Genomic DNA, 26180 nt, shown 5'->3' on the forward strand with positions numbered 1-26180 from the left:
AAGCCGTTGCTAACATGAAAACCGCGAGCCTTAAACTAGGCTCGCTTTCTTATTTGCTTCTCAAGTTTGGCCAATAGCTCATCAAGGCGCTTATCTTTTTTGCGCTTAATTTGCGCCAACGCCTCTTTAGCTTCATCGTTTAACTGAGTAATCTCTTCATACATTAATGGTTCTAATGTAGAGACGGCTAAATCGAAATTATCGTCGAGTAAATACATGCTGCCGAGCGAAAAGGTCGAACAATCTATAGAATAAAGATTACAAAATGTACGGGCGTGGATTTTAGAATTGCGCAATTGAAAAAAGGTTCATGAAAATAACATCATGAACCTTTTAAAACCTACACGTTTTTGTTTGGCAGTTTTTAGTCTTTCGACTCCATCTTAAGACCTAATGCCCAACGATTATCAAACCCTTTCCACGCTGGGGGGACTTTGCCTTCTACAGGCGCTTGATCACTGCTGCCTGAAACGGTTAAAAAGTCACAGTAGTCACTCATTTGTTTTACATGGCAGTTCATTAATGCCAGCGCAAAGTGCTCATTTATTGCGTTAAGTTTTTGTTCCTCCCAAGCTGGCTCAAGGTAGGTGCCAATATCAAACTCATTGCCATAAGCCTCTTTAGGCGCTGGGTGGGGTGCGATGTTGTGTCGCGCATTTTTGATAGTTAGCAGCTTAGTATCTTTATTGCCAGTATGCTCAAATAACCAGCGCACACCCTGATAGCCAGAAATATCATCGTTATCCCCTGCCACATATAACATAGGAACATTAATATTTGCTAAAGCGTCAGTATCAAATAATTGGTGTTGCCCCCCCCAAGGCGCTAACGCCATGGCCGCTTTCCACGCCGGTAGTGTCTCATCACCGGAGGCGTTGCCACCCGCGCACGTATTTAGTGCTTGTTTCACGTGTTCAATTACGGCTGGATCTTTACCCCCCGTAAAGGTAGCAGCAGCTTGATCGTTAAAGCTATAGCAGCCGCCTACTGTATTCACTGCACCGTAGCCCCCCATTGAGTAACCGATCAACCCAGCATGCTCACTATCTACGTTGCCTGAAAAAAAGGCGTGACTGGTAACTGCATTTAGGGTTAATACTTGATCCCGCGAACGATTCAGAAGCGTGCTAGGGAAACCTGAATAAGGGTTTTCGGCAAAATTCACATCTTTGTTTGTAGAATCTGTGTGATCAATTGCGGCTACCACGTAACCGTGGGATGCGAGATGTTCACCGAGGTAATACATTAGGGTACGATACCCTGTGTAGCCGTGTGAAATGACGACCACGGGGTATCCCTCTTCGGTGGGGCGCATACTGGCATCTCGGTACGCATCGGCCTGTATTTCAAATACGTTGCCATTACGGGTTTCATCGCTGTATACCGCCAAGTCGGTTTTCTCAGCAGCCGGATACCACACTTCTAGTGTTAGTGAGCGTTCTGTTTGCTTCCCATCCATGGTCATCACAGGGTTGGGGTAATTAGCTGTAATCGTTTTTACGCCTACATTATATTCCCCACTTTCGCTAAGCTCAGGCATTACATCGGCAGGGTAATCTTTATACAGTTTTTGCGCAGCATACGCTGGGGCACCAACTAACAGTGCTGCACTTAGAAAAAGGGATAACGTTTTCATAATTTGCTAATTTTTTGTTAATTAAACACAGAGTTCATATTACCTCGGTTTTTAGAACAAACAAGCCAGCCCATATTGTTTAGATGAATTAATGCTAATAAGGCTATCTTATTTTTAACAAAATACTGATACTTAGGAGGTTAAACGTATAACCAAAGATAGTAATAAGACGCTAAAGTAGGGTATTAAACGGGGCTATAGCAATATGACCGCCCAGGGGGTGTGAAAAAAGGAGTACATCGATAAGTGTGTGGTGGCATGGCTAAACAATGAGTGGTGTGCAAACAAGGCAGCAACAAATAGTTCTATAAAAAAACCCCGCTAATAAGCGAGGCTTTTAAAATTATTTTTCAACATTTGATGTTTTGTCTTTGTCTAGAACGGAATGTCGTCGTCAAAATCAAAATCAGGCTCTGCCATAGGAGGCGTTTTAGGTTGTGACTGATTGCTGCCACCACTTTGGCCTTGTGGAGGGGCTTGATTATAGCCGCCGCCCTGATTACCACCTTGATTTTGGTTGTAACCACCTTGCTGTTGATTTTGCTGCTGATAGCCGGCTTGCTGGTTATTTTGCGGACGTTGATAACCACCGCCTGCGCCGCCACCTTCACCGCCACGGCCGCCTAACATTTGCATTTGGTCAACAATGATTTCTGTTGTGTAACGATCTTGACCTTGTTGGTCTTGCCACTTACGCGTTTGCAGTTTACCTTCAACGTAAATTTGCGAGCCCTTTTTAAGGTATTCACCCGCAATTTCTGCCAAGCGGCGGTACATGGTAAGACGGTGCCATTCAGTACGCTCCTGAACCTGGCCTTGTTGGTCTTTCCAGCTTTCGCTTGTGGCTAGGCTAAGGTTCGCAACGGCGTTTCCGTTCGGCATGTATCTTACTTCAGGATCATTACCAAGGTTTCCTACAAGAATAACCTTGTTCACGCCTTTCGTTGCCATTGATGTCTCCTGTAACGTATGTATTGTCTTGTTGCTTTCAATGGGACAGCAACAAGCGCGAAAGTTCATCGATTTTTAGCCCGATAGTATATCGTATTTTGTTGGGGAAGAACGAAGTTTTTCCCGCAACTTAGCTTTCCTATTAAAAGCTAACAAATTTTTTAACTATCGTCTTGCTGAACTTTCGCCCTGTTTTGCACTATTAAGTTAAGGCCTCTATTAAGCGGCGGTTATTACCACCACGCGCTATAAAAGGCGATAAGTAGTAATACCACTGCAAAAGCAGCGAAGTTGAACCCTTTAGTGGTGCCGAACTCAACCTCATTAACATCAACAGCATTTTCATGTACGCCTTTTTTCTCGGCAAGGGAAATAACCACAGCAAGACCCACACATAACAGAAATACCAGGCCAACTCGGTCGATAAACGGCAATGAGGGCCACAGCATCCAAAATGCAAGGCTTAAGAAGAACGACCCAAGGGCTGCTGCCAAACCACCATTTGCAGTGGTACGCTTCCAAAACATGCCTAAGACGAACAGCGCACAGATACCTGGAGTAAAGAAGCCAGTAAACTCTTGTATATACTGGAATGCTTGATCGAAATTGCCAAGTAAAGGTTTGGCCGCAAGCATAGCGATGATAAGCGCAACAAAGCTGACTATGCGCCCAACTTTTACATAATGATGCTGCGACTCATTGGGGCGCTTATCTTTATATATATCCATGGTAAAAATGGTAGATACACTGTTAGTCATAGAAGCCAGTGAGGAAACAATAGCCGCCACGAGTGCAGCGAAAATCACACCTTTAAGGCCTACTGGCATTAAGGTCATTAGTGAAGGATAGGCTTGATCGGGTTTTGCCAAGTCTGGTACTAATAACACCGCCGCAATGCCAGGAAGTACGACAATAAGGGGCATTAACAGCTTAAGAAAGGCGGCGAAAGCGATACCTTTTTGCGCCTCTTGTAAACTTTTAGCAGCCAGGGTGCGCTGAATAATGTATTGGTTAAAGCCCCAATACGATAAGTTCATTATCCACATGCCCCCAATAAGCACAGATAACCCAGGTAAATCCATATAATGCGGGTTATCTTGCGATAAAATCATATCGAATTTTTCAGGCAACTGATTAGTGAGGTCGATAAAACCTTGAAGCGGCCCATTCCCATCACTTATCAAGTTTAACGCGGTATAGGATAAAAACAGCCCCCCAAATACCAATAGGACAACTTGAATGATATCGGTAAGTGCAACGGCTTTTAACCCCCCGTACAATGAATAAGCAAGGGAAAAGACACCAAGAAAAATCATACCGTACATCATATCAACACCAGAAATTGTGTTGATTGCTAATGCGCCTAGCCACAATACAGCAGTAAGGTTGACGAACACGTAGACCCCAAGCCAAAACACAGCCATTACCTTTCTTACACGGTGGTCGTAGCGCTGCTCTAAGAATTGCGGCATGGTATATATTTTGTGCTTTAAGAAGATGGGAAGGAAGAACTTACCAACAATAATAAGCGTTATGGCTGCCATCCACTCGTAAGAGGCTATGGCCAGTCCAATTTGGTATCCTGACCCAGACATACCAATAATTTGTTCAGCGGAAATATTGGCTGCAATTAACGATGCGCCAATGGCCCACCATGGCAAACTAGAGCCTGCCAAAAAGTAGTCGTTGGTGTCTTTTTCGTGCCCCTGCTTCTCCCGTGAAACCCACCACGCTATTGCAATAAGCGCGACAACGTATATCACGAACAACGTAATATCTAACGATGCTAAATTCATAACTCTTCCCAAATGGTTTATTTTTTTATGTAACTTTGCTGCGTGCAGGGTGCACAGGTGATAGCTGTTTTTATTATTATAATTAACGCGTAACGCACATTATTGTTTCTTTACGCTGCGAAACGTTGACATTAGTAACACATTTTATTTACTTATTTCACCGCTTATTCGTTATTTACGCAAAAAAAAGCCGCATAAAATACTATGCGGCTAAAAAAACATCTCGGCTGGCCTTGATGTATGGGAAAGTGTTCGTGTTAAGCGAAGGCGCCTTGGGTTGCGGTGCACACATATACATCGGCCTGATAGCCAGTAGCAGGGTAATATTTGTCGGCAACACATTGTTTAACTGCTGCAACACTATCTGTAGGTACAAGCGCCACAACACAGCCGCCAAATCCGCCTCCGGTCATACGCACACCGCCAGAAGCACCGATAAGGTCGTTGATAATCTCAACTAAGAAGTCGATAGGAGGAACGGTGATTTCAAAGTCGTCGCGCATTGAAATATGGGATTGCGCCATAGCCTTGCTAACGGTTTCAATATCGCCAGTTTTTAATGCAGCGCTCGCCGCCAATGTTCGGGCGTTTTCAGTAACGATGTGTTTCACCCGCTTGTATACCACTTCAGGCATTGATGGTTTGGCTTCTTCTAGCATAGCCTGCGTTGCCTGGCGTAACGAGGCTACGTTGAGAATAGCTGCTCCTTGTTCACACTGCTCACGACGTAAATTGTATTCACTGTCTACCAAACCCCGTTTAACATTGGAGTTAATAATGACGATTTGATGGGTAGCTGGCAACGGAGAGTGTTCGATAGCGAGCGATTCGCAGTCGAGCAACATGGCATTGCCCTCTTTACCCATGGCAGAGATAAGCTGATCCATAATACCGCATGAACATCCTACGAACGTGTTTTCAGCTTTTTGCCCTAATAGCGCTGCTTGTACTCCATCAAGGGGCAGTCCATATAGGGCACTTAGTGCTTTAAGTACTGCAATTTCAAACGACGCTGAAGAGCTTAAACCTGCGCCCTGAGGGACATTACCGGTAACCAATAAGTTGGCCCCGCCTAACCCGGGCAATGCGTCTTGTAGCACTTTTACTACGCCTCGAACATAATTTGCCCAACCTTGCGATTCATCGTATTCAATGGCATCGAGTGAAAATGAATTAACCTGGTTTCCATAATCCATGGCGGTAATAACCATGGCGTTATCGTCCCTTTTTGAGGCGGCGACCCAGGTACCAAAATTAATCGCGGCAGGGAACACAAAGCCATCGTTATAATCGGTATGTTCACCAATCAGGTTAACTCGGCCAGGGGCGTGGGCAATTAATGCCGGCGTGTGCGCGTAATGTTGGGAAAATTCAGTTGCAAGCGTTTGCTTATCCATGACTGTTCTCACGTTTCTTATAGTGCTCAACAGGCAGGGCTTTAAGTCGCTCAGCCGCCTGTTCAGGCGTTAAATCTCGTTGCGCCTCGGCCATCATTTCGTATCCCACCATAAATTTGCGTACACTTGCAGAGCGCAGCAACGGGGGGAAGAAATGGGCGTGTAGAGTCCACTCGGGGTGCGACTCACTATCAAAAGGTGCACTGTGCCATCCCATTGAGTATGGGAAAGAAGTTTCAAATAAATTGTCGTAGCGTGCCGTAATTTCACCAATAATAGAGGCCAGTGAAGCTGCTTGTGACTCACTGATATTGGCCATCGACTGAACGTCGAAGCGGGGTAGCAACAATGTCTCGAAAGGCCACGCTGCCCAATAAGGCACAACAACAACCCAATCGTCGTTTTGACATACCACTCGCTCTTGTTTGTCTATTTCCTGTTGCGCATAATCAAGAAGCAGCGGGCGTTGATGCGTAGCGAAATACTCTTTCAGTTGAACCAGTTTCTTGGCGGGATCGGTAGGTAAATGCTTTTGCGCCCACACTTGTCCGTGGGGATGCGGGTTAGAACAGCCCATCATTGCGCCTTTATTCTCAAATACCTGTACCCACGTATATTCTTCGCCTAATTCAGCGGTTTGTGCCTTCCAGCAATCCACTACCTCTTTGCGTTCTTCATCGCTAAGTTCTGGGAGCGTTTTACTGTGATCAGGTGAAAAGCAAATTACGCGACTACAGCCTTGCTCAGTTTCAAACTGAAACAAACCTGACTTTTCACTGGTAACTTCGGTATCTTTTTTGAGCGCCGCAAAGTCGTTCTCAAACACAAAGGTACCCGTGTAGGAAGGGTTAACTTCACCATTAACCCGGGTATTGCTTGGACATAAGTAACACGAGGGATCGTAACTGGGCTTTTGGTCGTTCACCGGCTCGTCTGATTGACCTTGCCACGGACGCTTTGCGCGGTGGGGCGAAACAAGCACCCACTCCCCTATTAATGGGTTGTAGCGGCGGTGCGGATCATTAGACGGATCAAAGGGCGTTCCCATAGTCACTCTCACTCGTATTAAGAGGAAAGCGATGGGCTTTCCTCACAAAAGGTTAAACGTTTTCCCTAAATAGTATAGGAAGGCCGTTTGTTTTTCAATTGTGTTAGAAAGAAAAATAATTGTTAATAAAATACGCCAAGCCTATTCTGCACAACCTACAGTGAATCTAAGTAACATTAAACTGATACTTGATGTAGGCGTTAAAAGGCGTATCAGGGGTAATAATACAACAAGGAAAGTGCGGCTGATTCGGCGAATCAGGAAAGTATTGCGGTTCTAAACACAGTGCGCCGAGTTGCTGCGAGGTGCGCAAGTTGCCCGTGTAAAACTGAATACCAGGTAAATTTGTAAATACCTTCATGCTGATACCGGTATCTTCTGCGTAAACTTGCGCTTGTTCCTCGCTATCTTGGCTATCACGGAGCACATAGTTGTGGTCGTAACCGCCTACCATATCAAACAAAGGATGGGTTTTATCTAGCTGAGAGGCAATGGGTGTAAGCGCTGTAAAATCGAAGGGAGTGGCAGCAACTTCTACGAATTTGCCTGTAGGTAATAGCGTGGCGTCAGCGTCGGTTACTTCTCTTGCATTTATTTTCACTTGGGTGTTAACCACACTTGCTTCGCGCGACAAGGTAAAATAAGCATGCTGAGTAAGGCTAATGGGTGTGGCTTTGTCAGTGGTGGCATTGAGACGAAGTGAAAGTTCGTTATCTTGATTTAACGTATACACAGCCTCTACCTGCACATTTCCAGGGAAGCCACTTTCGCCATCAACGCTGAGCAAACTAAAGTGGACAGACGCGGTGTGCGCGGTAGCACTTGTCTTTGCCTGCCACATTTTTTTGTGAAAGCCGGATAAACCGCCATGCAGGTTGTGCTCACCGCCGTTCTTCTCAAGCTGATACTCTATCCCATTAAGGGTAAACGCACCTTGTCCAATTCGGTTGGCATAACGACCGACAATAGCACCATGATAGCCTTCATCGTTTATATAGTGTTGTAAAGAATCTAAAGATTGGACACACCCATGCAATTCCGCGTTTTTATCCGGCACCTTAATATCGTGAATAATGCCACCATAATTTAGCAGGCGTACTTCCATTCCTTTATCGTTGCGCAGCAAAAACTGCGTGACTACCTTGCCATCAATCGTTCCAAAATCCGATTCAACTACTTTCATAACAATAAATTAACCTTTCTGATAACACCCAAACTGTGTCAAAAATTAAGGGCTACAGCCCTTTACGGCTAAGATAGTATACGTTTTCCCTACTTTTTACATCCTAAAGACTTACAACAAGCTTATGAAAATTTGTAAATATACTGTACGCTATGAGCCGAATTCGAGGAGCTTCGATGATCATCGCTTGCTGCGCTGTCGGCCCGATTAAGGGTGGCATATAAGTGAGAAAGCCCCGTACCCATTAACTATTAACACATGTTTTTCTATACCCATGGCAACGATTAAAGATATTGCACAGGCAGCCGGTGTGTCACTGGCCACTGTTTCTCGCGTTATAAATGATGGCCCTAAGGTGGGCAAAGACACCCGTAAACGGGTAAAGAAAATTATGGAAGACATGGGCTACCGGCCCAATGCTAATGCGAGAGCGCTAGTGACTAAACGCAGTGCTTCATTAGGTGTAGTGTTGGCAGAACTTCACGACCCTTTCTTTGCCATGCTAGCCCACGGCGTAGAAAGTGTAACCCGTAAAAGTAACGTTCAAATCTTATTGAGCGCGGGGTCTATTGAAAAAGAAACTGAATTACGTGCTATTGAAATTTTGCTTGAACACCGCGTGGAAGCCATGGTGGTGCATAGTAAGGCGTTAGACGATGCAACGCTTGTTGACTTTGCTCGCCAAATACCCGGTTTTGTACTTATAAACCGTTATATACCCGAAATTGCTAACCGCTGCGTGTGGTTAGACAATGTGACGGGCGGGCGTCTTATGGCCGAATATGCGATTAATCAGGGCCACAAGAAGCTTGCGGTAATAAGCAGTCAATACCGCATTGACGATCCAAACCATAGATTACAGGGTATTCGTGAAGCTACCAAAGCCGCCAATATCGATCTCCCTGAAAGCATGATTGAATACGCCGCCCCCGACCAAGAAGGTGGGGAACTCGCGATGCAGAATTTGCTTGCCACTGGCGCCAAATTTACCGCTGTGTTGGCCTATAACGATGCGATGGCCTCTGGCGCTATGACAATGCTTCAAGATCATAACATCTCGGTGCCCGATGACGTTTCAGTCGTGGGTTATGATGATGTGTTGCTAGCGAAATATTGTCGACCCAAATTAACTACGCTTCGCTACCCTATCGAAATGATGTCAGCGAAAGCGGCGGAACTAGCGCTTAAATATGCTAGCGGCGCTGAACCAGAGGAAGGGTTAACGTTTAAATACACCCCAACTATTGTTAAACGCGACTCCTTAGTACGCCGATAGCAGGCAAATAGGTGACGGAAAGTGAGCGTTAGCAGAGAGGAAATTATTATCAATAATTCCTCCTCTTTTCCTCTTGACAAAAATACTTCATTGATCGTGGCGATATAATGTTTATCCCCAACGCGTTACGTGCCGCGATCTTTCAATAGCTTACGATCATTTTTTTAGGCGATCTTAAAAAATAGCCTTACACCCCTTGATTTACGCGCCTTAACGTGATCTGACCGAGTGGTCAAGAACGATCGTTTAAAAAATATATGAAAGACCTGTTGGAGAGTTAATAACAACTTGATCCACACTTTATCCACAGGCCAAAAAGGCCGTGGATGCCGCTATTTTGCTGATAAAGTGTCGATGAAAATGCGGTATTCAGATAGCGCATAATCGGTAGTAAGCGTGGCGTTGTGAGTGACCTTTGGGATGACAGATATAGATTTTTGTTCACTTGCTGCGGTTTTAAGAAGTTGTTCACTAATCGCTGGGGGGGTCACACTATCTTTCGCGCCTACTATCATCCACAGTGGGCCTTCATAGTGACGCAATATAGGGGCGATTTGCATAAGGTGCACTTCTGGATGCAGTTTCATACTTGTAATTGAGTTTGAAAAACCGGGCACCATATTGGCAATAAGATCGGAAATATTATTAAATGCCCCGTCTAACACTAAAGCATCGATGGGGCGGTTTGCCGCTACATAGCTAGCAAAATAACTTCCCACACCGCGCCCGTGCACTAGCGTAGGTAAACCATTATCAAACGTAGACTCGGCATAATCATAAATGGTCAGCGCATCATTTTTTATGGCATTAATACTCAATTCAGGCGCTTTTTCACTGGCCCCTACGCCTTGGTAATCCATCCATAATATATTAGCGGGTAATTTACCAAGGCGATGCACCACAGCGTTGTTTTCGCTCACCGCCATACGATTATCAGGATAAAAGATAATATTAACTTTTGGCGAAGGGTAAGAAACGGCAATGCCCCGCAGCGTTAACCCTTGCGCATTCTCAATTTCGACACGTGTTATGCCTGCCGAGGTTTCATCTTTAGCGATAGCGCCATGAAGCTTAGTAGTATCTAACTGTTTATTTTGGGTGTCTTGATAAAAAAAAGCATTTGGTGTGACGTTAATCGCGCACCCAGTTAACCATAGCATAGCGAAAAGGAGGGCTAGTTCGCGGGTGATTTTCATTATCTCTATCCTTGATGAATAAGTAATCATTAAAGCAAACTCATAGGACAGACACAAGTTAGCTTTACTTGCGTTGGTGCTTACACAAAGGTTGAGGCTACAGGCTAACCTGTTGGTGAACTTTGTAAAATAGCGGCTCTATACGAACTATATACGTGCCATATACGTGCTATGCGCTATCGATAATCCTGCGTGCTTCATTCGCATCAAAATCGCGATTAACCTTTAAGTACACTGCGCCTTGCTGACTATTTAAGGTAACTTCAAGCACCCCCGAGGCGTTAAGCAGTTTCCCTCGCAAAGCAAGAACTTGGGTATCAATAAATTGCCCACTCATGGTAACCCGTTTTACGCGGCTTACCTCTTTTAAACCACTTAATACATACAACCATATCAGTGTGCTTATCGCGCCTACCATATACGCAACCTCGGCAGACCAAATATCAGTAATCACCCCTGACAGTATGCCCCCTAAAAATGCGCCAAAAAATTGGAAGCTGGCGTAAATTCCCATTGCGGTGCCCTTTTGCCCCGCAGGCGCAATACTTGATACCAGAGCAGGAAAGTTCGCTTCAAGGTAGTTGAAACCAGTGAAAAAAAGCACTACCGCGGCCGTAGTCACCCACCAGCTATGATCTTTTAACGCCAGCGCAAAAAATGCGACACCCATTAATATTGAACCACTAATAAGAAACGACTTAGGGGTTCTACCACGCGCCATCCCCATCATTATTACAAGGCCCACAATAGATAATCCCAATACTGGCAAGTAGACGGACCAATGGCTGTCCAGTGTCATATCGAAATGTACAAGGGTTACGGGTAGCTGCACGAACAGCAAAGTTATGAGCATATGTAGAAGTAAGACACTCACATTAAGTCGCCACAATTGGGAAGAGAATATTAGCTGCGCTAACTGTCCTTTTTGCGGCAGCGTGTCGCCACTACTTACTTTAACGCCCGTGGGCACTATCCACTTAATCACGGGCATACAGGCTATCGCCAAACTACCGGTAATGGCAAAAATACCCGCCAGCCCCCAATTTTTGGCAATCAGAGGGCCAAGAATAACAGCAAGGTAAAATGAAAAACCGATAGCGATACCGATAATAGCCATTACCTTCGCCCGCTGACTTTCTCGGCTAACATCTGTGGCGAGGGCCATGATAGCGCCGGCAATGGCACCGGCCCCCTGCAAAATACGCCCTACTATCATCATACTCATCGTATCTGCGTTAGCGGCAATAAAACTGCCCACTGCGAATACGCTTAGCCCCAGCAGAATAACGGGTTTTCGGCCCCACTTGTCGGACATCATACCCATCGGAATTTGCAAGGCAGCCTGGGTTAGGCCATACCCTCCTACAGCAAGCCCCACCATTAGCGGTGAGTAATCAGGGTAATCCATGGCCGCCACAGCGAGTACAGGCATGACCATAAATAAACCTAACATACGTAAAACGTAAACCAATGCCAGCGCCAAAGCAGCGCGCAATTCCAAAGCGTTCAAACCGACAAAGTCCTCTAATTCAAGATGGGCGCGAAGTGTAGCATATTATGGGCGTCTACCCACGTTTCCAATAATCGATTAATCTAATCTTAAGATGATCTCTTCAAGGTGTGACGAGTATAACTTCAACAAGCATTGTCATATCACTTTAGTTGACACCTATGGCATACTGGTTCTTTTTTCTCATTTAGGCTTCAATGGATAAAATCGAAATACGCGGTGCTCGCACCCACAATTTGAAAAACATCGATTTAACCTTGCCACGGGATAAGCTTGTGGTCATCACCGGTCTGTCTGGCTCGGGTAAATCGTCTCTAGCGTTCGACACTTTGTATGCAGAGGGCCAACGTCGATACGTTGAGTCGCTGTCTGCCTATGCCCGACAGTTTCTTTCGATGATGGAAAAGCCTGATGTTGATCACATTGAAGGCTTGTCACCCGCAATATCTATTGAGCAAAAATCCACGTCGCATAATCCCCGCTCAACCGTGGGTACCATCACCGAAATATATGACTATCTTCGATTGATGTTTGCACGAGTAGGTACGCCGCGCTGCCCTGATCATGATGTTCCGCTTGATGCGCAAACGGTAAGTCAGATGGTGGATAAGGTTCTAGCAATGCCCGAGGGCAGCAAATTAATGTTGCTAGCGCCTATTATCAAAGAGCGAAAAGGTGAGCATGTAAAGACACTGCAGAATCTGTCAGCGCAGGGTTTTATACGTTGCCGTATTGACGGTGAAGTATGCGACCTATCCGATCCACCTGAACTAGATTTACATAAAAAGCACACCATCGAAGTGGTGGTTGATCGCTTTAAAGTACGTGACGATATGGCGCTTCGCTTGTCAGAGTCGTTTGAGACAGCGCTTAGCTTAGCCAACGGGAATGCGCTAGTAGCGGATATGGACGATAAAGACGCTGAAGAAATTGTATTTTCAGCAAATTTCGCCTGCCCTCATTGCGGTTACAGCTTAAGTGAACTAGAGCCACGGTTATTTTCCTTTAATAACCCAGCGGGGGCCTGCCCCACCTGTGACGGCCTTGGAACACGCCAATTTTTCGACCCATCACGGGTGGTAGGAAATACCGAGCTAAGTTTGGCTGGTGGCGCAATCCGCGGATGGGATAAACGCAGCTATTACTATTTTCAGATGCTACAGGCTGTTGCTGATCATTATGGTTTCGATTTGGCCGCGCCGTTTGAAACCCTAAGTCAAGAACATAAAGACATTGTGTTGTATGGCTCGAAAGGCAAGTCGCTTTCATTTAAGTATATTAACGAACGCGGCGATATTATGGAGCGAAAGCATCCATTTGAGGGCATTATCCCGAATATGGAACGCCGATACCGCGAGACGGAATCTAATTCGGTACGCGAAGAGTTAGCTAAGTATTTAAGTCAGCAGCATTGCAGTAGTTGCGACGGTTCTCGATTGCGTACAGAAGCAAGAAACGTGTTTATCCAAGACACTAATTTGCCGGCAATTGCCGAAATGTCTATTGCTGGCGCTTACGATTTCTTTGAAGCGCTCGATTTAGCTGGACAAAAAGCACAGATTGCAGAGAAGATTTTAAAAGAGATCCTCGATCGCCTTCGCTTTTTGGTGAATGTGGGTTTGAATTATCTTTCCCTATCCCGCAGCGCTGATACCCTTTCAGGGGGGGAGGCGCAACGTATTAGGCTGGCAAGTCAAATTGGTGCTGGACTCGTAGGCGTAATGTACGTGCTAGATGAGCCCTCAATTGGTCTTCATCAAAGAGACAACGAGCGCCTACTTAAAACGCTCACCCATCTACGAGACCTAGGGAATACGGTATTGGTGGTTGAACATGACGAAGATGCCATTCGAGAAGCCGATTATGTGGTGGATATTGGCCCTGGTGCGGGTGTGCATGGTGGAGAAATAATTGCTGAGGGCACATTGGAAGATATTGTTAACAGTGAGCATTCACTTACAGGGAAATACCTATCAGGCCGGGAAAAAATTGATATCCCTCCACAACGAACTCCGACACATAAAGATAAATGGTTAACATTAAAGGGGGCGACAGGTAACAACCTGCAGTCGGTGGATTTACGTATTCCTATGGGCGTAATGACCTGTGTAACGGGCGTATCTGGCTCCGGGAAATCTACCCTTATAAACGATACCTTTTATAAAATTGCCCATTGCGCCTTAAATAAGGCTACCACCTCTGAACCTGCCCCCTATGAAAGCATGAGCGGGCTAGATCAGCTAGATAAAGTGGTGGATATTGACCAAAGCCCTATCGGAAGAACGCCTAGGTCCAACCCTGCTACGTATGCGGGTATATTCACGCCAATTCGTGAAATGTTTGCCGGCACCCAAGAAGCACGATCGCGCGGCTACAAACCAGGTAGGTTTAGTTTCAATGTGAAAGGCGGGCGTTGCGAAGCATGTCAGGGCGATGGCGTTATTAAGGTAGAAATGCACTTTCTGCCTGACGTTTATGTACCCTGTGATGTGTGCAAAGGGAAACGCTACAATCGCGAAACGCTAGAAGTTAAGTACAAGGATAAGAATATTCACGAAGTTCTTGAGATGACAGTGGAAGATGCTCATCAGTTCTTCGAAGCTATTCCCGCAATTGCACGTAAACTTCAAACATTAAAAGATGTAGGCTTGTCTTATATTCGCTTAGGCCAAGCTGCCACTACCTTATCGGGCGGTGAAGCACAGCGGGTAAAACTGGCTAAAGAGCTTTCTAAGCGTGATACTGGGCAAACACTATATATTTTGGATGAACCGACGACTGGCTTGCACTTCCATGATATTAAACAATTGCTTGCGGTATTGCATAAGTTACGCGATCACGGCAACACTGTAGTGGTGATTGAACATAATTTGGATGTGATTAAAACTGCCGACTGGATTGTAGACTTAGGCCCTGAAGGGGGCTCTGGCGGTGGCCAAATCATTGCCGAAGGCACCCCTGAAGAGGTTGCAGAGCAAGCAGTGTCTCATACAGGTCGCTTCTTAAAGCCTATGCTTAACCAAAGCTAACGCAAACTAAAAAACGCGCCATACTGGCGCGTTTTCTCTACAAGACACCCACTAGTCCCGAGACATTCATCTACGTTTAAATGCAACCTTGCACACAGGTATGGATGTCATGTTTCGGGAATATGGCTGTCTAATTTAACATGGGTGTCTAAAAGTGCTGTAAAGGAAACTACTACGCTACTGTTTTGCGGCTTGTATCGCTAACCCTTCACAAACTGAATTGAATGCATCATTCTCTAACCGGGGCATTCCGTTCAAAAGCGTTTCATAAAGTGCGTCAATAATTATCGGAGAAAGGCTCATTCCCCCCGTTATCATAACTACTTCAGGTTTAACGGCTGTTTTCTCTAAACATTCAACTACCAAGGCTTTTACTTTGCTAAGCCAAGGTTTTAATGCTTTCTTGAGCGCTTCTTTACTAATGTCTACGTTAAAGTCGTCCTCTACATACTGTAATGGCAAGGTAATAGTATCTTTGCTCGACAAGAGTTCTTTCGCCATTCTAACCGAGTTAACCACACGGGCAGACAGCTTGTTTTCCTGTACAATAAGTAGACGCTCTAATTGCTTTGCGTCTTTAGTAATAGACATAGTCTGGGCAATGTCTAAACCGTAATCATCAGAGAAAAAACGCGTTAATGCGGGTATGTTATCAACTGCACACATGTCAGAATAGTAGGTTGGCGGCACAGGCAAACCGTTTATTGTTTTTAGTCCCATGCCCATTTCTGGCGCTACAGCCTTTAATAACAGGCTTTTATCACAGTCCATTCCGCCAAGGCGTCTTCCTGTCACCGACAAAACATCCTCAGCTCTGTTTAGCTGGTTAGTTCTATCAGGTGAAAGATTAATACAACATACGTCAGTGGTGCCCCCACCTATATCCACAATTAATGCTGTAGTATCCCGCGATAAGGTTTGCTCTATTTTGTAAGCGGCAGCGATAGGCTCATCGAGAAAGCCGACTTGAGCGAAGCCTGCCAAAGACGCGGCTTCTGTCATAATTTGTATAGCTTGCCGATTGCCTGCCTCACCACGCGTACCATGAAACTTAACCGGCCTACCTATAATTGCTGAGGTTACGGTCGTATTAAGTTGCATTTCGGCACACTGTTTAAAATAGGCGAGTTGGTTAGCAATAATACCTTTAAAAGCTTTTTTCTGATCTTCGTCTAATGATGCGCCTAGAAAATTTTTAGGTGAATAGATAAGCCTGCCTTTATCTGGCATTTTAAGAAAACGTTTGAATCCTTCTTCCCCAAAAGCGAACTTTCCACTTTCAACTAACCGTAGCAGAGGTATCTCATCTAATGACATAGCATGCATAAGTTGCTGTATTGCTTTGCGTTGCAACGCCGGTTTATTATGATATTCGCCACGAAGGTCGTCTATACGACCGCTATACACCGACTGCTCTTTGGGATCTTTTGCCGAATAGTAGCCTTGTTTAGCGCGCTCAATTTGCTCATTAATAACGCGCTTCAATTGGGATACTTTTACTTCAACCATTTCGTCCGGGGGCGGAGGTAGCTCGTCCTCAAAATATATAAATACGGATGAGCGGATTTTACTACCATTCTTCACCAATGGATCTAGCTTTATATGCCTATGGGTAGCACCGTCAAAGTACACTACTTCGGAGTTAGATGTACCGTAATCAATCCCAATTGCCGTCATAATCAATGTTTAATCAGAAGTTTGACGGGGATTGTAAATGAAAATTAGCCGGGGGTCACATTACGCTTTAGATACATTTTTTAGATATACCTATAGCGCATTTTCACTCTACGACTAAGATAAGAAGCCGCTTACTCGCTTCTTTTTCCACCTTCCACTTCAATGCTTGTAACCCTAAACCTTCACAAATTCAAAATGCAGCTTTGCGTAGTGCAATAGTGATGCTTATTTTTGAACGAAACTGTGTTTCTATTCCGCTAGTCATTTTAAACCAATAGCCTTCGTTAATCCCCACTCGCGAAAGTATAGGTTCACAATTAGCAGGAATAACCCCCTCGGCTTTTTGTGTTAACCTTCGTCCCGTATAGTCAACTAGTTGCATGTAGTGCTCCAATGCGAAGGGAAGCCCTTTTTCCGCCTTTGAATTTGTCGACCCTATGAAAGGAAGAAGACTGCGTGGTTGCGCGTTCGCTTTCGCAGCTTTAACTCGTCGTTTAATGCTCGTATATGCCGATTTTTCAGGGGTCTTTGCCTTTCCTGCCCTTATAGGGTTCAAGTCCACATATGCCATACACGCTAGTAGCGATGCTTCATCGAGTAAGGCTTGTGATTTAAAGCGTCCTTCCCAAAAGCGCCCGGTACATTCATCCTCTTTGTTGGCTAATCTTGCAATATACTCATTTAGCAAGCGCATAAACCAACTTATATCGTACAACCTTTTCCTGTATACCGACACGCTTGACAATACGCTTTGCAACTGAATTTGAGAAAGCTTAGATCTCGATTTACTGTTCATGTATTGGCGGGTTAGTTCTGTACCTTTATGCAGCATATGCCAGCGCCGCAGTACATCATCCGTACTGAGCGAAAGCGCTTTTCGCTTATCTACATAAAGCACCAGGTGGGTATGATTGCTCATAACAGCATAAGCGCAAACGTCTATCGCAAATACGCTTGCAAGCTTCAGTAGACGGTTCTCTACCCAATGCCTACGGTGCTCATAGCTTTTACCGCTGTAGTGGTCTCTACCGCAAAGGAATGCACGCCTAACACAACGGGATACACAATGATAATAAGACGTTGCATCAAGACAAATAAGTGTTTTTCTGGGCTGTGGCATAGGACGGACACATAAAAAATGAATAACACTTACTATGGGTGAAAGGAAAAGCTAATGGTACTGCCCCTTAGGATAGAAATTGCAAAGTGAGTGTCTTGGCGAAACGTTCTGCTAAGCGGGTGTCCTAAGTGGGTGTCTAGTAAAGACTCGGTAAAGACTCGGGTACTATTGGGTTAGTGAATGGGTGTCTATAAAAAGTGGGTGGCTGAAAACAACCTATCGCCATGCTAAAGTGAAGGAAACTTCATATAACCCTAAGTATTTTATGACAGCTTCTACCCCTCTGGTTACTTCTTTTGATGTACGTTTTTGTGAAACTGATGCCTTGCAGCATGTCAGCAATACCGCGTTAGTCGCTTGGTTTGAAGCCGCTCGAGAGCCAATATTTAGAATGTTCACCCCAACTTTAGATTTACAAAACTGGCCGCTTATTTTAGCCAGTTATAAAGTAGATTTTCTCGCGCAAATTTTTTATGGCTATCCGGTAACGGTAAAAACGTTTATTAGTCGTCTTGGGAATAGCGCCTTTGATGTATACCAAGAGCTATGGCAGCAAGATAAACTTTGCTCTACAGGTGTTACAACGATGGTTCACTTCGACTATCAAACCCAACGCTCCGCGCCTATACCAAAAATGGTAAAAGAAGAGTTACAACGCCATTTTAAAGCCGTAACTGATAAGTAGGTGAAAAACGCGTGAGTGATTTAATAGAAGTTATAGATGATGTATTGCCGCCAGAGTTATGCTCTGAACTTATGGCGCGTTTTGATAGGAGCCCTAACCTTACTCAAGGTCGAACCGGGGGCGGGGTTGATTTAGATAAAAAACGCAGCACCGATGTATCGATTAGCCAAAACGCAGAGTTTGCTGACCTTTTCAAGCAGGTAATGCAACTCACTGGGCAGCAACTTGTTGCCTATATTGAAAAGTACTACTTTGCTCTAGTTGGCCCAATGGGTCTAACAGTGCGCCACCCTAAAACCGGAGACCCGGTAAAGTTAACTGGGGAAAACTTCGATGAAGTCGGCAAACCTAACTTAGCAAATTTAGTTAACTACCTATATCGGGTGGGCGATATTAATGCACAACGCTACACAGCTAGGAATGGGGGTTATCCTTATTGGCATTCAGAAGTATTTCCTCAAATGCCCCATAATGACGCTTTGCACCGTGTATTACTGTTTATGTACTATCTAAACGACGTGGAAGAAGGTGGAGAAACAGAGTTTTATTATCAAAACAGAGCGGTAAAACCTAAAGCCGGCCGAATGGTTATCGCTCCTGCATATTTTACGCATACGCATCGTGGCGCTATCCCTAAAAGTAATGACAAATATATCTTAACCTCATGGTTACTCTACAACCGTGCTGAGAAAATATACGCTAAGTAGAAGCGTTAAAACGCTTCTACAGCTTGGCCACTTAACCGATAGCCTACCGAGGCAATATCGCCACTCCAACCCTCTGTTGACAATACACCGGTAACCCAAATTGCATCGTAAATATTATCAATCGCAATGCCCTCTTCAAATTTCACATACACGATTTGATTTGAAGGCGGAGGGGGTACATGTATACATGCGCCAAAATATGGCACTAGTAAAAATTCTGTAGTTAATTCATCTGTCCCTTCTAACGGCACAACAAAGCCTGGTATCTTTACTCGCTTATTATTATAAGTGTCTACCACAGGTGCATCGGGCTGCAACTGACTCATTTCCCCATTATGCTGAACTGCAGGGGGCGCCATTTCGTTAAAGCCTTCAGGAACCAAGTCTTCCCAGTATACTTCCACGGGTTCTTCGGCAGATTTAGCTGCCATTGGCAACACCATCAAAATTAGGCTTATCAACGCCCATACGGTATTCATTTGTTTGCGCATAATTCTCTCTTACCAATAAAAAAGGGCTGGTAACTACCAGCCCTTTCTATCATTAATTTGAAGCTGCGTGAATTATTCTGCTTCGAAACGCTTAACGCTTGAGACAATTTCAGCTTTTGCCGCTTCTGCGTCAGCCCATCCGTCAATCTTAACCCATTTGCCTGGCTCAAGATCTTTATAATGCTCGAAGAAATGTTCAATTTGCTTCAATAGTAATGGAGGTACATCAGAGATTTCTTTCACATCGCGGTAAATTGTAGAAAGTTTGTCTACAGGTACAGCAAGAACTTTTGCATCTTTTCCTGATTCGTCAGTCATATTAAGTACGCCCACAGGACGACACTTGATAACCGAGCCCGCCAATAATGGGAAGGGTGTCATCACTAACACGTCAACTGGATCGCCGTCTTCAGATAGAGTGTCATTAACGTAACCGTAGTTAGTTGGGTAATGCATGCAAGTTGCCATGAAACGGTCGACATATAACGCGCCAGTTTCTTTGTCTACTTCGTATTTCACCGGGTCAGCGTGGGCTGGAATTTCGATGATTACATTTACTTCGTCTGGCAAATTTTTGCCGGCAGGAACAGCACCTAAGCTCATTCTATAGTCCTTACAATGATATGTTGGAAATTTTGCCCATAAGTATACGGCGACCGCAGCAAAATAAAAATGTTTTACGACGCTCGTCGTATCAATCTATTGTATTTTGCTGCTATTTTTATCTATTCACTCTTTTCGGCATAACTCAGGCAAGCTTCAACTTCGCCTTTTGAACCAATGATACAAGGTACACGTTGATGAATTTCTTCTGGCATCACCTCTAATATACGCCCTGTGCCTGTCTCGGCCTTACCCCCCGCTTGCTCCATTAGAAACGCCATAGGGTTCGCTTCATACAACAAACGTAGCTTACCTGGTTTTGACGGATCACGATTATCATACGGGTACATAAATATGCCCCCTCTACATAACAATCGATGAATATCTCCTACCATGGCAGCCACCCAACGCATATTATAGTTCTTTTTGCGAGGGCCTTCTTTACCTGCTAATAAATCAGCGATATACGCCTGCATGGCGGGCTCCCAATGACGCTGATTTGAGGCATTGATAGAATACTCAGTAGTGTCTTCTGGTACCTGAATATTCGGGTGAGTCAGTAAGAATCCACCATGGGTTTTGTCCAAGGTGTATATGTGTGTACCACGACCGGTGGATAACGCTAGCATGGTTGAAGGCCCGTAAAGAACATAACCTGCGGCCACAATTTGAGTACCTGGTTGCAAAAATGCTGAAGGATCATCAGGCTCCATCCATTGAGGGGCATGAGTAATGGAGAAAATAGTACCTATCAGGCTGTTTATTTCCGTATTGGATGAACCATCCAACGGGTCGAAACTGACAAGATATTTGCCCTCCGGGTTGCACGGCACCACGTCATCTTCCTCTTCAGAGGAAATTGCCTTCACGTAACCAGATTCTCTTAACGTGTCTTTTAAGATATGGTTTGAAATAACATCAAGTTTTTTTTGAGTTTCTCCCTGTACGTTTTCAGACAAGGTTGACCCCAAAACACCTGCCAGTGCTCCCTGACTTACGCGGAAAGAGATTTCTTTACAACCCGCGAGTAATGTACGTATGAGCAATATAAGCTCAAGCGGCGCCCCGTCTTGCTGCAATTGGGAGTTTAAACGTTTCATCTTTGTTAGCCTTTTTTGAGATATGTAGGGTATGACAACATAAGGCGCACAGTTTTCCTTACTGGCTGTTTCTTACCTTGCCAACAAGCATTAAAAAATAACACCTGTAAGTTGATTGTAACCGTGAATGCCGCGAAGGGAAACATTGAAGAATAATCCAACAAACAACCCATACCAGTTCCGCACAGCTTGAGCCCGTAAAGCAACTAACTCACTGAAATTTGGTTATTCAACCTAGCCCTGGTTCTGATAAAGTACACGCCTAATAGAACGTTTATATGAGAAGGCGCCATGCACGTACACATTCTTGGAATTTGCGGCAGTTTTATGGGCGGCATTGCTGCTATTGCTAAGTCACTGGGTCATAAAGTCACAGGGGCAGATGCCAATGTCTATCCGCCAATGAGCACGCAATTAGAAGCGCTGGGCATTGAATTAACTGAAGGCTGGGATGAGACGCAATTTGAGCCCGCCCCAGATATGGTTATTGTGGGTAATGCCATGTCTCGGGGAAACCCAGCGGTAGAATTTGTATTGAATCGCAATTTACCCTATACCAGCGGACCACAGTGGCTACTTGATAACTTACTAAAAGACCGATGGGTTATTGGTGCGAGCGGTACGCATGGAAAAACGACCACCAGCAGCATGATTGCCTGGATATTAGAATATGCCGGGCTGAACCCCGGGTACCTTATTGGTGGTGTACCGGAAAATTTTGGTGTCTCTGCCCGCGTCGGCGAAGGCCCATTTTTCGTTATTGAGGCCGACGAATATGATAGTGCTTTCTTTGATAAACGTTCCAAATTTGTTCATTACCGCCCGAAAACACTGGTAATTAATAACTTAGAGTTTGATCACGCTGATATTTTTGCTGATTTAGCGGCCATCCAAACGCAATTCCACCATCTCGTTCGTATGGTGCCACAGCGCGGCTTAATTTTAACGCCCGATAACCAGACAGCCATAGAAACTACGTTAGAAAAAGGCTGCTGGTCGCAGCGACAGTCTTTAGGTAAAGAATGGGACGCAGCGCTTATCAATGGGGACGGGAGTGAGTTCCACGTTATTCACAATAGTCACAACGCAGGTACCGTTCGCTGGACACTCATGGGGCAGCACAATGTAGATAACGCACTTATGGCCATTGCTGCTGCCCATCACGCGGGCGTGACACTCACCGATGCCATAGCAGCACTAAGTTCTTTTAAAAATGTAAAACGGCGAATGGAAATTAGAGGCGTTGTTAACGGTATAACGGTTTATGATGACTTCGCCCACCATCCAACAGCTATTGCTACTACCCTTGATGGCCTTCGTAAAAAAGTAGGGAGAAAACGTATTATTGCGGTGTTAGAGCCACGTTCAAATACGATGAAGATGGGTGTCCATAAAGATACTTTAGTAGCCTCGTGGCAACAAGCTGACGAAGTATTGGTTTATGAACCAGAGGGCTTAGAGTGGTCTTTAGCTTCCCGAGCTAAAGAAAGTGAGACACCCACACAATGTTTTAATAACGTCGACGCAATCGTTCAACAGCTATCTCACGTAGCAGCGTCGGGCGATCATATACTTATCATGAGTAATGGTGGCTTTGACGGTATTCATCAACGCGTACTCAATATGCTTAACGAGGTTGCACCATGAAACACGAAAAACAAGTTACACTTGCTATAACTGGCGCATCCGGTGCCCCTTATGCGTTAACCCTACTTAATTCTCTAGTGAAGGCAGATTATCAGGTATATGTATTAATCTCCTCAGCAGCAAAAGTTGTTTTTGCAACAGAAGAGAACCTTAAAATACCTAGCCGCCCTGAAGACGCAGCAGCATTTTTCACTGAAAAGTGCGCAGGCAAGCCTGGCCAAATTAGCGTTTTTGGCAAAGAAGAATGGTTTTCACCCGTGGCATCAGGCTCTGCAGCCCCGGCTAAAATGGTGGTTTGCCCCTGCTCTACTGGCACTTTATCCTCTATCGCGGTTGGCGCTAGTGATAACTTAATAGAACGCGCCGCCGACGTAGTACTAAAAGAGCGCGGGCAACTTATATTAGTACCGCGTGAAATGCCACTGTCATCTATTCATCTTGAAAACATGCTTAAACTGTCTCAAATGGGTGCCACAATTATGCCCGCGGCTCCCGGGTTTTATCACAACCCAACAACCATTGATGACCTCGTGGATTTTGTTGTTGCCCGCATTTTAGACCACTTAGGTATTGCGCAATCATTGGTGGCTCGATGGGGATATCAAACCGCCAAACATTTAGAGGAAGAAAAATGCCGACGTTGATGAACAAGATTATTACCTTTGCACTTGGTGCCATTATCGCCATAGCACCGAGTTTTCCAGCTTTTGGATGGGGACAAACTGGCCATAGAGTTACTGGTGCAATCGCGCAACAATTCTTAAGCCCCTTAGCGCAAGCGGCATTAATGGAGTTGCTTCCCAACAGTTCGTTAGCAGAGGCTTCTACGTATGCTGATGAAATGCGTACACAAGAGAGTGAATTTTGGCAAAAAACAGCTACACCTTGGCACTTTGTGACCATTCCAATGGGTAACCATTACAGTGAAGTAGGCGCTCCTTCAGAAGGTGATGCGATCACCGCGCTCAAAAAATTTACAGAAACACTTCAAAGCCCTTCAGCGAGTATCGAAGATAAGCGTCTCGCCTTACGTTTTGTGGTGCATATTATAGGCGACCTTCATCAACCTTTACATGCGGGCAATGGCACGGATCGTGGTGGCAACGGCCTTAAAGTACGCTTTTTTTGGCAGGATTCGAACCTACACCGTGTATGGGACTCACAAATGATCGATCAACGTAAGCTTTCTTACACAGAATGGACACAGTGGCTAACCCGCAGTATTACACCTAAAGATATTCGGGATTGGGCAAACACAGACCCCTTAGTGTGGGTTGAAGAAAGTACTCAAATACGTGACAAGATTTACCCAGAAAACGCCAACAATATGGCATACAAATATTTAGATACAAACCTTCCAATTGCCACTACTCGCCTTCAGATGGCGGGGATTCGAATGGCCATGTATTTAAACGAAGTGTTTGATCAGGAAAAGTAATTACTAACGGTTATCTATACCGTAAAAGCAATAAAAAAGAAGGCGTTATGCCTTCTTTTTTTGTTCTATAACTGGCTTCAAAAAGTTCTTAATCCAAATCCAGTGGCTCAGGGGAGAGAATAACGCCAGTACTATCTGCATATAAATGATCTTCAGGCAAGAATGTTACTCCGCCAAAGTTAACAGGTACATCGACATCGCCGATACTCTCACTTTCAGCATTTACCGGGATAGCCGCAACAGCCAAAACACCTATGTCCATATCAGCCAAAGAGTCTACTTCACGTACACTGCCGTAGCACACAATACCTTCCCAATCATTTTCTATCGCAATTTGGACAGATGAAGCATCTATAAGCGCACGCCGGGTAGAACCACCGCCGTCAATCAACAGCACTTTTCCAGAGCCGGGTTGAGCTAATACTCGGTCAATTAACCCTCGATCTTCAAAGCACTTCACGGTCGTTATTTCACCACCGAAAGAATATCGCCCACCATAACTTGCGAATATTGGGTCTACCACATCAACGCTATCTGCAAATAAATCGCATAATTCGGAAGTATTGTAATCCATTGCTCTGCCTTACTTTAAATGAGGGAAGGAAATAATCCACTATGGTTAGCATAGCATTTATTTGTGCGCTGAAAATGGCTGATTTAGATAGCACGAAAGAAACATTCCTCATGTCACCGCTAACTGCTGTATAAAGCACAAAACTCGAAGTTTTCCGCGTAATGTGTATAAAAATTGCTTCGTTCAACACAACAGTGAGCTTTTATAGTTGTATCGCCGCTCTCAGTTCACCGTCGATATTATCACTAGTGTTTATTCTCGTGCTAGTAAAACGGCAATGGGAGTCGGACGAATTAACACTAATTTGAACGTGCGCAATAATGAGTTGCTCTTACTGGACGTTTTAGGTTGAACATTCGTAGTAAAACCATGGGTGTCTGGTTTTTTCTTTTCGCTTAACGGTAATATAGTGGCTGTCCATGTTTATGGTTGTGGGTGTCTATAGCAGCTGTTCGCCAAATAATGTGGGTGTCTTCGAACATCCAAAGTAAGGTACACGATGGGGGCATGTCATAAAGGTTTCTTTTTTCTGTCACTGATTGGTCACAGTACCTTTCTAGCCTGTGCATTAAATCATCACAATGGGGACTAGGGCGGGTGAATTTAAAATCCTTGAACAAGTACGATACAACGCTTTTTTATCGTCTCTACCGTCTTACTGTAAAAAGAGACTGTCGTAGCATTATATGGCTGTCTAAAACCGGTGACGGCTACTTATATTTTGTCATTGGAATGTTGCTATGGGCTTTTGAACCAGAGCACGGTGAGCTCTTTTTGTACACGGCATTAATGGCTTACGCTTTGGAGCTTCCCGTTTATGTGTTGCTTAAAAAGATGTTCAAGCGCCCTCGCCCATGTGATTTTCTATTAAATTTAACCGCACATGTCACTCCCTCCGATAAGTTTTCATTGCCCTCGGGGCATACTGCTGCTGCATGGTTAATGGCAAGTATTATTGCTCACTATTATCCTTCCTTTGCTATCATCGCCTACAGTTGGGCGGCGCTTATAGGGCTCTCTCGAATTCTACTAGGTGTACACTATCCATCAGATGTTCTTGCAGGCGGCGCACTAGGCATAACGATAGCCTCATTGAGTTTAGCAATATTGGGATAA

Annotated in this window: 23 protein-coding genes; 8 read left to right on the forward strand and 15 right to left on the reverse strand. The window is 44.8% G+C overall.

All coding sequences use genetic code 11. The annotated features are described in order from the left end of the window. Nucleotides 1–35 precede the first annotated feature (35 nt). From GTH32_RS04045 to GTH32_RS04075, 7 genes are all read right to left on the reverse strand, one after another. The gene (locus GTH32_RS04045; RefSeq protein WP_163083964.1) at nt 36–218 is read right to left on the reverse strand and encodes a hypothetical protein; all 183 of its coding nucleotides are present in this window, start codon (nt 216–218) and stop codon (nt 36–38) included. Between the two features lie 146 nt (nt 219–364). After that, a complete protein-coding gene (locus GTH32_RS04050; RefSeq protein WP_163083965.1) occupies nt 365–1636 on the reverse strand; it encodes an alpha/beta hydrolase family protein in 1272 nt (423 codons plus the stop codon). Nucleotides 1637–2011: 375 nt separating this feature from the next. Then, nucleotides 2012–2587: a single-stranded DNA-binding protein gene (locus GTH32_RS04055; RefSeq protein WP_163083966.1), complete on the reverse strand. Its 576-nt coding sequence runs from the start codon at nt 2585–2587 to the stop codon at nt 2012–2014. A gap of 233 nt (nt 2588–2820) precedes the next feature. Beyond that, a complete protein-coding gene (locus GTH32_RS04060; protein WP_163083967.1) occupies nt 2821–4383 on the reverse strand; it encodes a sodium/sugar symporter in 1563 nt (520 codons plus the stop codon). A gap of 257 nt (nt 4384–4640) precedes the next feature. Continuing rightward, entirely contained in the window at nt 4641–5780 is a 1140-nt protein-coding gene (galK, locus tag GTH32_RS04065; RefSeq protein ID WP_163083968.1) for a galactokinase, read from the reverse strand. Then, nucleotides 5773–6828 carry a UDP-glucose--hexose-1-phosphate uridylyltransferase gene (locus GTH32_RS04070; RefSeq protein ID WP_163083969.1) on the reverse strand — a complete coding sequence of 352 codons (1056 nt, stop codon included), beginning with the start codon at nt 6826–6828 and terminating at the stop codon, nt 5773–5775. The genes galK and GTH32_RS04070 overlap by 8 nt, the downstream gene beginning before the upstream one ends. A gap of 166 nt (nt 6829–6994) precedes the next feature. After that, nucleotides 6995–8011: an aldose epimerase family protein gene (locus GTH32_RS04075; protein ID WP_163083970.1), complete on the reverse strand. Its 1017-nt coding sequence runs from the start codon at nt 8009–8011 to the stop codon at nt 6995–6997. Between the two features lie 274 nt (nt 8012–8285). On the opposite strand from GTH32_RS04075, the gene GTH32_RS04080 reads away from it, so the two are divergent. After that, entirely contained in the window at nt 8286–9287 is a 1002-nt protein-coding gene (locus GTH32_RS04080; RefSeq protein ID WP_163083971.1) for a LacI family DNA-binding transcriptional regulator, read from the forward strand. A 332-nt stretch (nt 9288–9619) separates the two neighbouring features. On the opposite strand, the gene GTH32_RS04085 is transcribed toward GTH32_RS04080, so the two are convergent. After that, nucleotides 9620–10483 (reverse strand): alpha/beta hydrolase, encoded by an 864-nt coding sequence (locus tag GTH32_RS04085; RefSeq protein ID WP_163083972.1) that lies wholly within the window; start codon nt 10481–10483, stop codon nt 9620–9622. A 169-nt stretch (nt 10484–10652) separates the two neighbouring features. Continuing rightward, nucleotides 10653–11993, reverse strand: coding sequence for an MFS transporter (locus tag GTH32_RS04090; RefSeq protein ID WP_163083973.1), 1341 nt, complete (start codon nt 11991–11993; stop codon nt 10653–10655). A gap of 197 nt (nt 11994–12190) precedes the next feature. On the opposite strand from GTH32_RS04090, the gene uvrA reads away from it, so the two are divergent. Next, complete coding sequence (gene uvrA, locus GTH32_RS04095; RefSeq protein ID WP_163083974.1) at nt 12191–15022, forward strand: excinuclease ABC subunit UvrA; 2832 nt, start codon at nt 12191–12193, stop codon at nt 15020–15022. A gap of 177 nt (nt 15023–15199) precedes the next feature. On the opposite strand, the gene GTH32_RS04100 is transcribed toward uvrA, so the two are convergent. Both GTH32_RS04100 and GTH32_RS04105 read right to left on the reverse strand, forming a co-directional pair. Then, nucleotides 15200–16699, reverse strand: coding sequence for an Hsp70 family protein (locus tag GTH32_RS04100; protein WP_163083975.1), 1500 nt, complete (start codon nt 16697–16699; stop codon nt 15200–15202). Between the two features lie 190 nt (nt 16700–16889). Then, nucleotides 16890–17819: a transposase gene (locus GTH32_RS04105; RefSeq protein WP_163083976.1), complete on the reverse strand. Its 930-nt coding sequence runs from the start codon at nt 17817–17819 to the stop codon at nt 16890–16892. Between the two features lie 265 nt (nt 17820–18084). On the opposite strand from GTH32_RS04105, the gene GTH32_RS04110 reads away from it, so the two are divergent. After that, complete coding sequence (locus GTH32_RS04110) at nt 18085–18504, forward strand: acyl-CoA thioesterase (RefSeq protein WP_163083977.1); 420 nt, start codon at nt 18085–18087, stop codon at nt 18502–18504. 11 nt (nt 18505–18515) lie between these two features. Further along, nucleotides 18516–19211 (forward strand): 2OG-Fe(II) oxygenase, encoded by a 696-nt coding sequence (locus GTH32_RS04115; RefSeq protein ID WP_163083978.1) that lies wholly within the window; start codon nt 18516–18518, stop codon nt 19209–19211. 5 nt (nt 19212–19216) lie between these two features. On the opposite strand, the gene GTH32_RS04120 is transcribed toward GTH32_RS04115, so the two are convergent. The 3 genes from GTH32_RS04120 to GTH32_RS04130 form a co-directional block, all read right to left on the reverse strand. After that, complete coding sequence (locus GTH32_RS04120) at nt 19217–19654, reverse strand: DUF3299 domain-containing protein (RefSeq protein WP_425482358.1); 438 nt, start codon at nt 19652–19654, stop codon at nt 19217–19219. 120 nt (nt 19655–19774) lie between these two features. Next, the gene (gene ppa, locus GTH32_RS04125; RefSeq protein ID WP_163083980.1) at nt 19775–20305 is read right to left on the reverse strand and encodes an inorganic diphosphatase; all 531 of its coding nucleotides are present in this window, start codon (nt 20303–20305) and stop codon (nt 19775–19777) included. Nucleotides 20306–20427: 122 nt separating this feature from the next. Continuing rightward, on the reverse strand, nt 20428–21405 hold the full coding sequence (locus GTH32_RS04130; protein WP_163083981.1) for a class 1 fructose-bisphosphatase: 978 nt from the start codon (nt 21403–21405) through the stop codon (nt 20428–20430). 291 nt (nt 21406–21696) lie between these two features. On the opposite strand from GTH32_RS04130, the gene mpl reads away from it, so the two are divergent. From mpl to GTH32_RS04145, 3 genes are read left to right on the forward strand one after another with little or no spacing between them, the layout of a single operon-like run. Further along, complete coding sequence (gene mpl, locus GTH32_RS04135; RefSeq protein WP_163083982.1) at nt 21697–23052, forward strand: UDP-N-acetylmuramate:L-alanyl-gamma-D-glutamyl-meso-diaminopimelate ligase; 1356 nt, start codon at nt 21697–21699, stop codon at nt 23050–23052. Beyond that, a complete protein-coding gene (locus GTH32_RS04140) occupies nt 23049–23696 on the forward strand; it encodes a flavin prenyltransferase UbiX (RefSeq protein ID WP_163083983.1) in 648 nt (215 codons plus the stop codon). Before mpl ends, GTH32_RS04140 begins: the two co-directional genes overlap by 4 nt. After that, nucleotides 23696–24490, forward strand: coding sequence for a S1/P1 nuclease (locus GTH32_RS04145; RefSeq protein WP_163084139.1), 795 nt, complete (start codon nt 23696–23698; stop codon nt 24488–24490). Before GTH32_RS04140 ends, GTH32_RS04145 begins: the two co-directional genes overlap by 1 nt. Before the next feature lie 88 nt (nt 24491–24578). Here the strand turns inward: GTH32_RS04145 and rraA are convergent, their stop codons facing one another. Continuing rightward, complete coding sequence (rraA, locus tag GTH32_RS04150; protein WP_163083984.1) at nt 24579–25064, reverse strand: ribonuclease E activity regulator RraA; 486 nt, start codon at nt 25062–25064, stop codon at nt 24579–24581. 597 nt (nt 25065–25661) lie between these two features. Here rraA and GTH32_RS04155 point away from each other — a divergent pair. Further along, nucleotides 25662–26180 carry a phosphatase PAP2 family protein gene (locus tag GTH32_RS04155; RefSeq protein WP_163083985.1) on the forward strand — a complete coding sequence of 173 codons (519 nt, stop codon included), beginning with the start codon at nt 25662–25664 and terminating at the stop codon, nt 26178–26180.

The sequence above is a fragment of the Alteromonas profundi genome (genome assembly GCF_010500865.1).
In the GTDB taxonomy this organism is placed as follows: domain Bacteria; phylum Pseudomonadota; class Gammaproteobacteria; order Enterobacterales; family Alteromonadaceae; genus Alteromonas; species Alteromonas profundi.

Coding starts and splice junctions, on each gene's coding strand:
- GTH32_RS04045 (WP_163083964.1), bottom strand. CDS start 218: ATGTATTTACTCGACGATAATTTCGATTTAGCCGTCTCTACATTAGAA.
- GTH32_RS04050 (WP_163083965.1), bottom strand. CDS start 1,636: ATGAAAACGTTATCCCTTTTTCTAAGTGCAGCACTGTTAGTTGGTGCC.
- GTH32_RS04055 (WP_163083966.1), bottom strand. CDS start 2,587: ATGGCAACGAAAGGCGTGAACAAGGTTATTCTTGTAGGAAACCTTGGT.
- GTH32_RS04060 (WP_163083967.1), bottom strand. CDS start 4,383: ATGAATTTAGCATCGTTAGATATTACGTTGTTCGTGATATACGTTGTC.
- galK (WP_163083968.1), bottom strand. CDS start 5,780: ATGGATAAGCAAACGCTTGCAACTGAATTTTCCCAACATTACGCGCAC.
- GTH32_RS04070 (WP_163083969.1), bottom strand. CDS start 6,828: ATGGGAACGCCCTTTGATCCGTCTAATGATCCGCACCGCCGCTACAAC.
- GTH32_RS04075 (WP_163083970.1), bottom strand. CDS start 8,011: ATGAAAGTAGTTGAATCGGATTTTGGAACGATTGATGGCAAGGTAGTC.
- GTH32_RS04080 (WP_163083971.1), top strand. CDS start 8,286: ATGGCAACGATTAAAGATATTGCACAGGCAGCCGGTGTGTCACTGGCC.
- GTH32_RS04085 (WP_163083972.1), bottom strand. CDS start 10,483: ATGAAAATCACCCGCGAACTAGCCCTCCTTTTCGCTATGCTATGGTTA.
- uvrA (WP_163083974.1), top strand. CDS start 12,191: ATGGATAAAATCGAAATACGCGGTGCTCGCACCCACAATTTGAAAAAC.
- GTH32_RS04100 (WP_163083975.1), bottom strand. CDS start 16,699: ATGACGGCAATTGGGATTGATTACGGTACATCTAACTCCGAAGTAGTG.
- GTH32_RS04105 (WP_163083976.1), bottom strand. CDS start 17,819: ATGCCACAGCCCAGAAAAACACTTATTTGTCTTGATGCAACGTCTTAT.
- GTH32_RS04110 (WP_163083977.1), top strand. CDS start 18,085: ATGACAGCTTCTACCCCTCTGGTTACTTCTTTTGATGTACGTTTTTGT.
- GTH32_RS04120 (WP_425482358.1), bottom strand. CDS start 19,654: ATGGTGTTGCCAATGGCAGCTAAATCTGCCGAAGAACCCGTGGAAGTA.
- ppa (WP_163083980.1), bottom strand. CDS start 20,305: ATGAGCTTAGGTGCTGTTCCTGCCGGCAAAAATTTGCCAGACGAAGTA.
- GTH32_RS04130 (WP_163083981.1), bottom strand. CDS start 21,405: ATGAAACGTTTAAACTCCCAATTGCAGCAAGACGGGGCGCCGCTTGAG.
- mpl (WP_163083982.1), top strand. CDS start 21,697: ATGCACGTACACATTCTTGGAATTTGCGGCAGTTTTATGGGCGGCATT.
- GTH32_RS04140 (WP_163083983.1), top strand. CDS start 23,049: ATGAAACACGAAAAACAAGTTACACTTGCTATAACTGGCGCATCCGGT.
- GTH32_RS04145 (WP_163084139.1), top strand. CDS start 23,696: ATGAACAAGATTATTACCTTTGCACTTGGTGCCATTATCGCCATAGCA.
- rraA (WP_163083984.1), bottom strand. CDS start 25,064: ATGGATTACAATACTTCCGAATTATGCGATTTATTTGCAGATAGCGTT.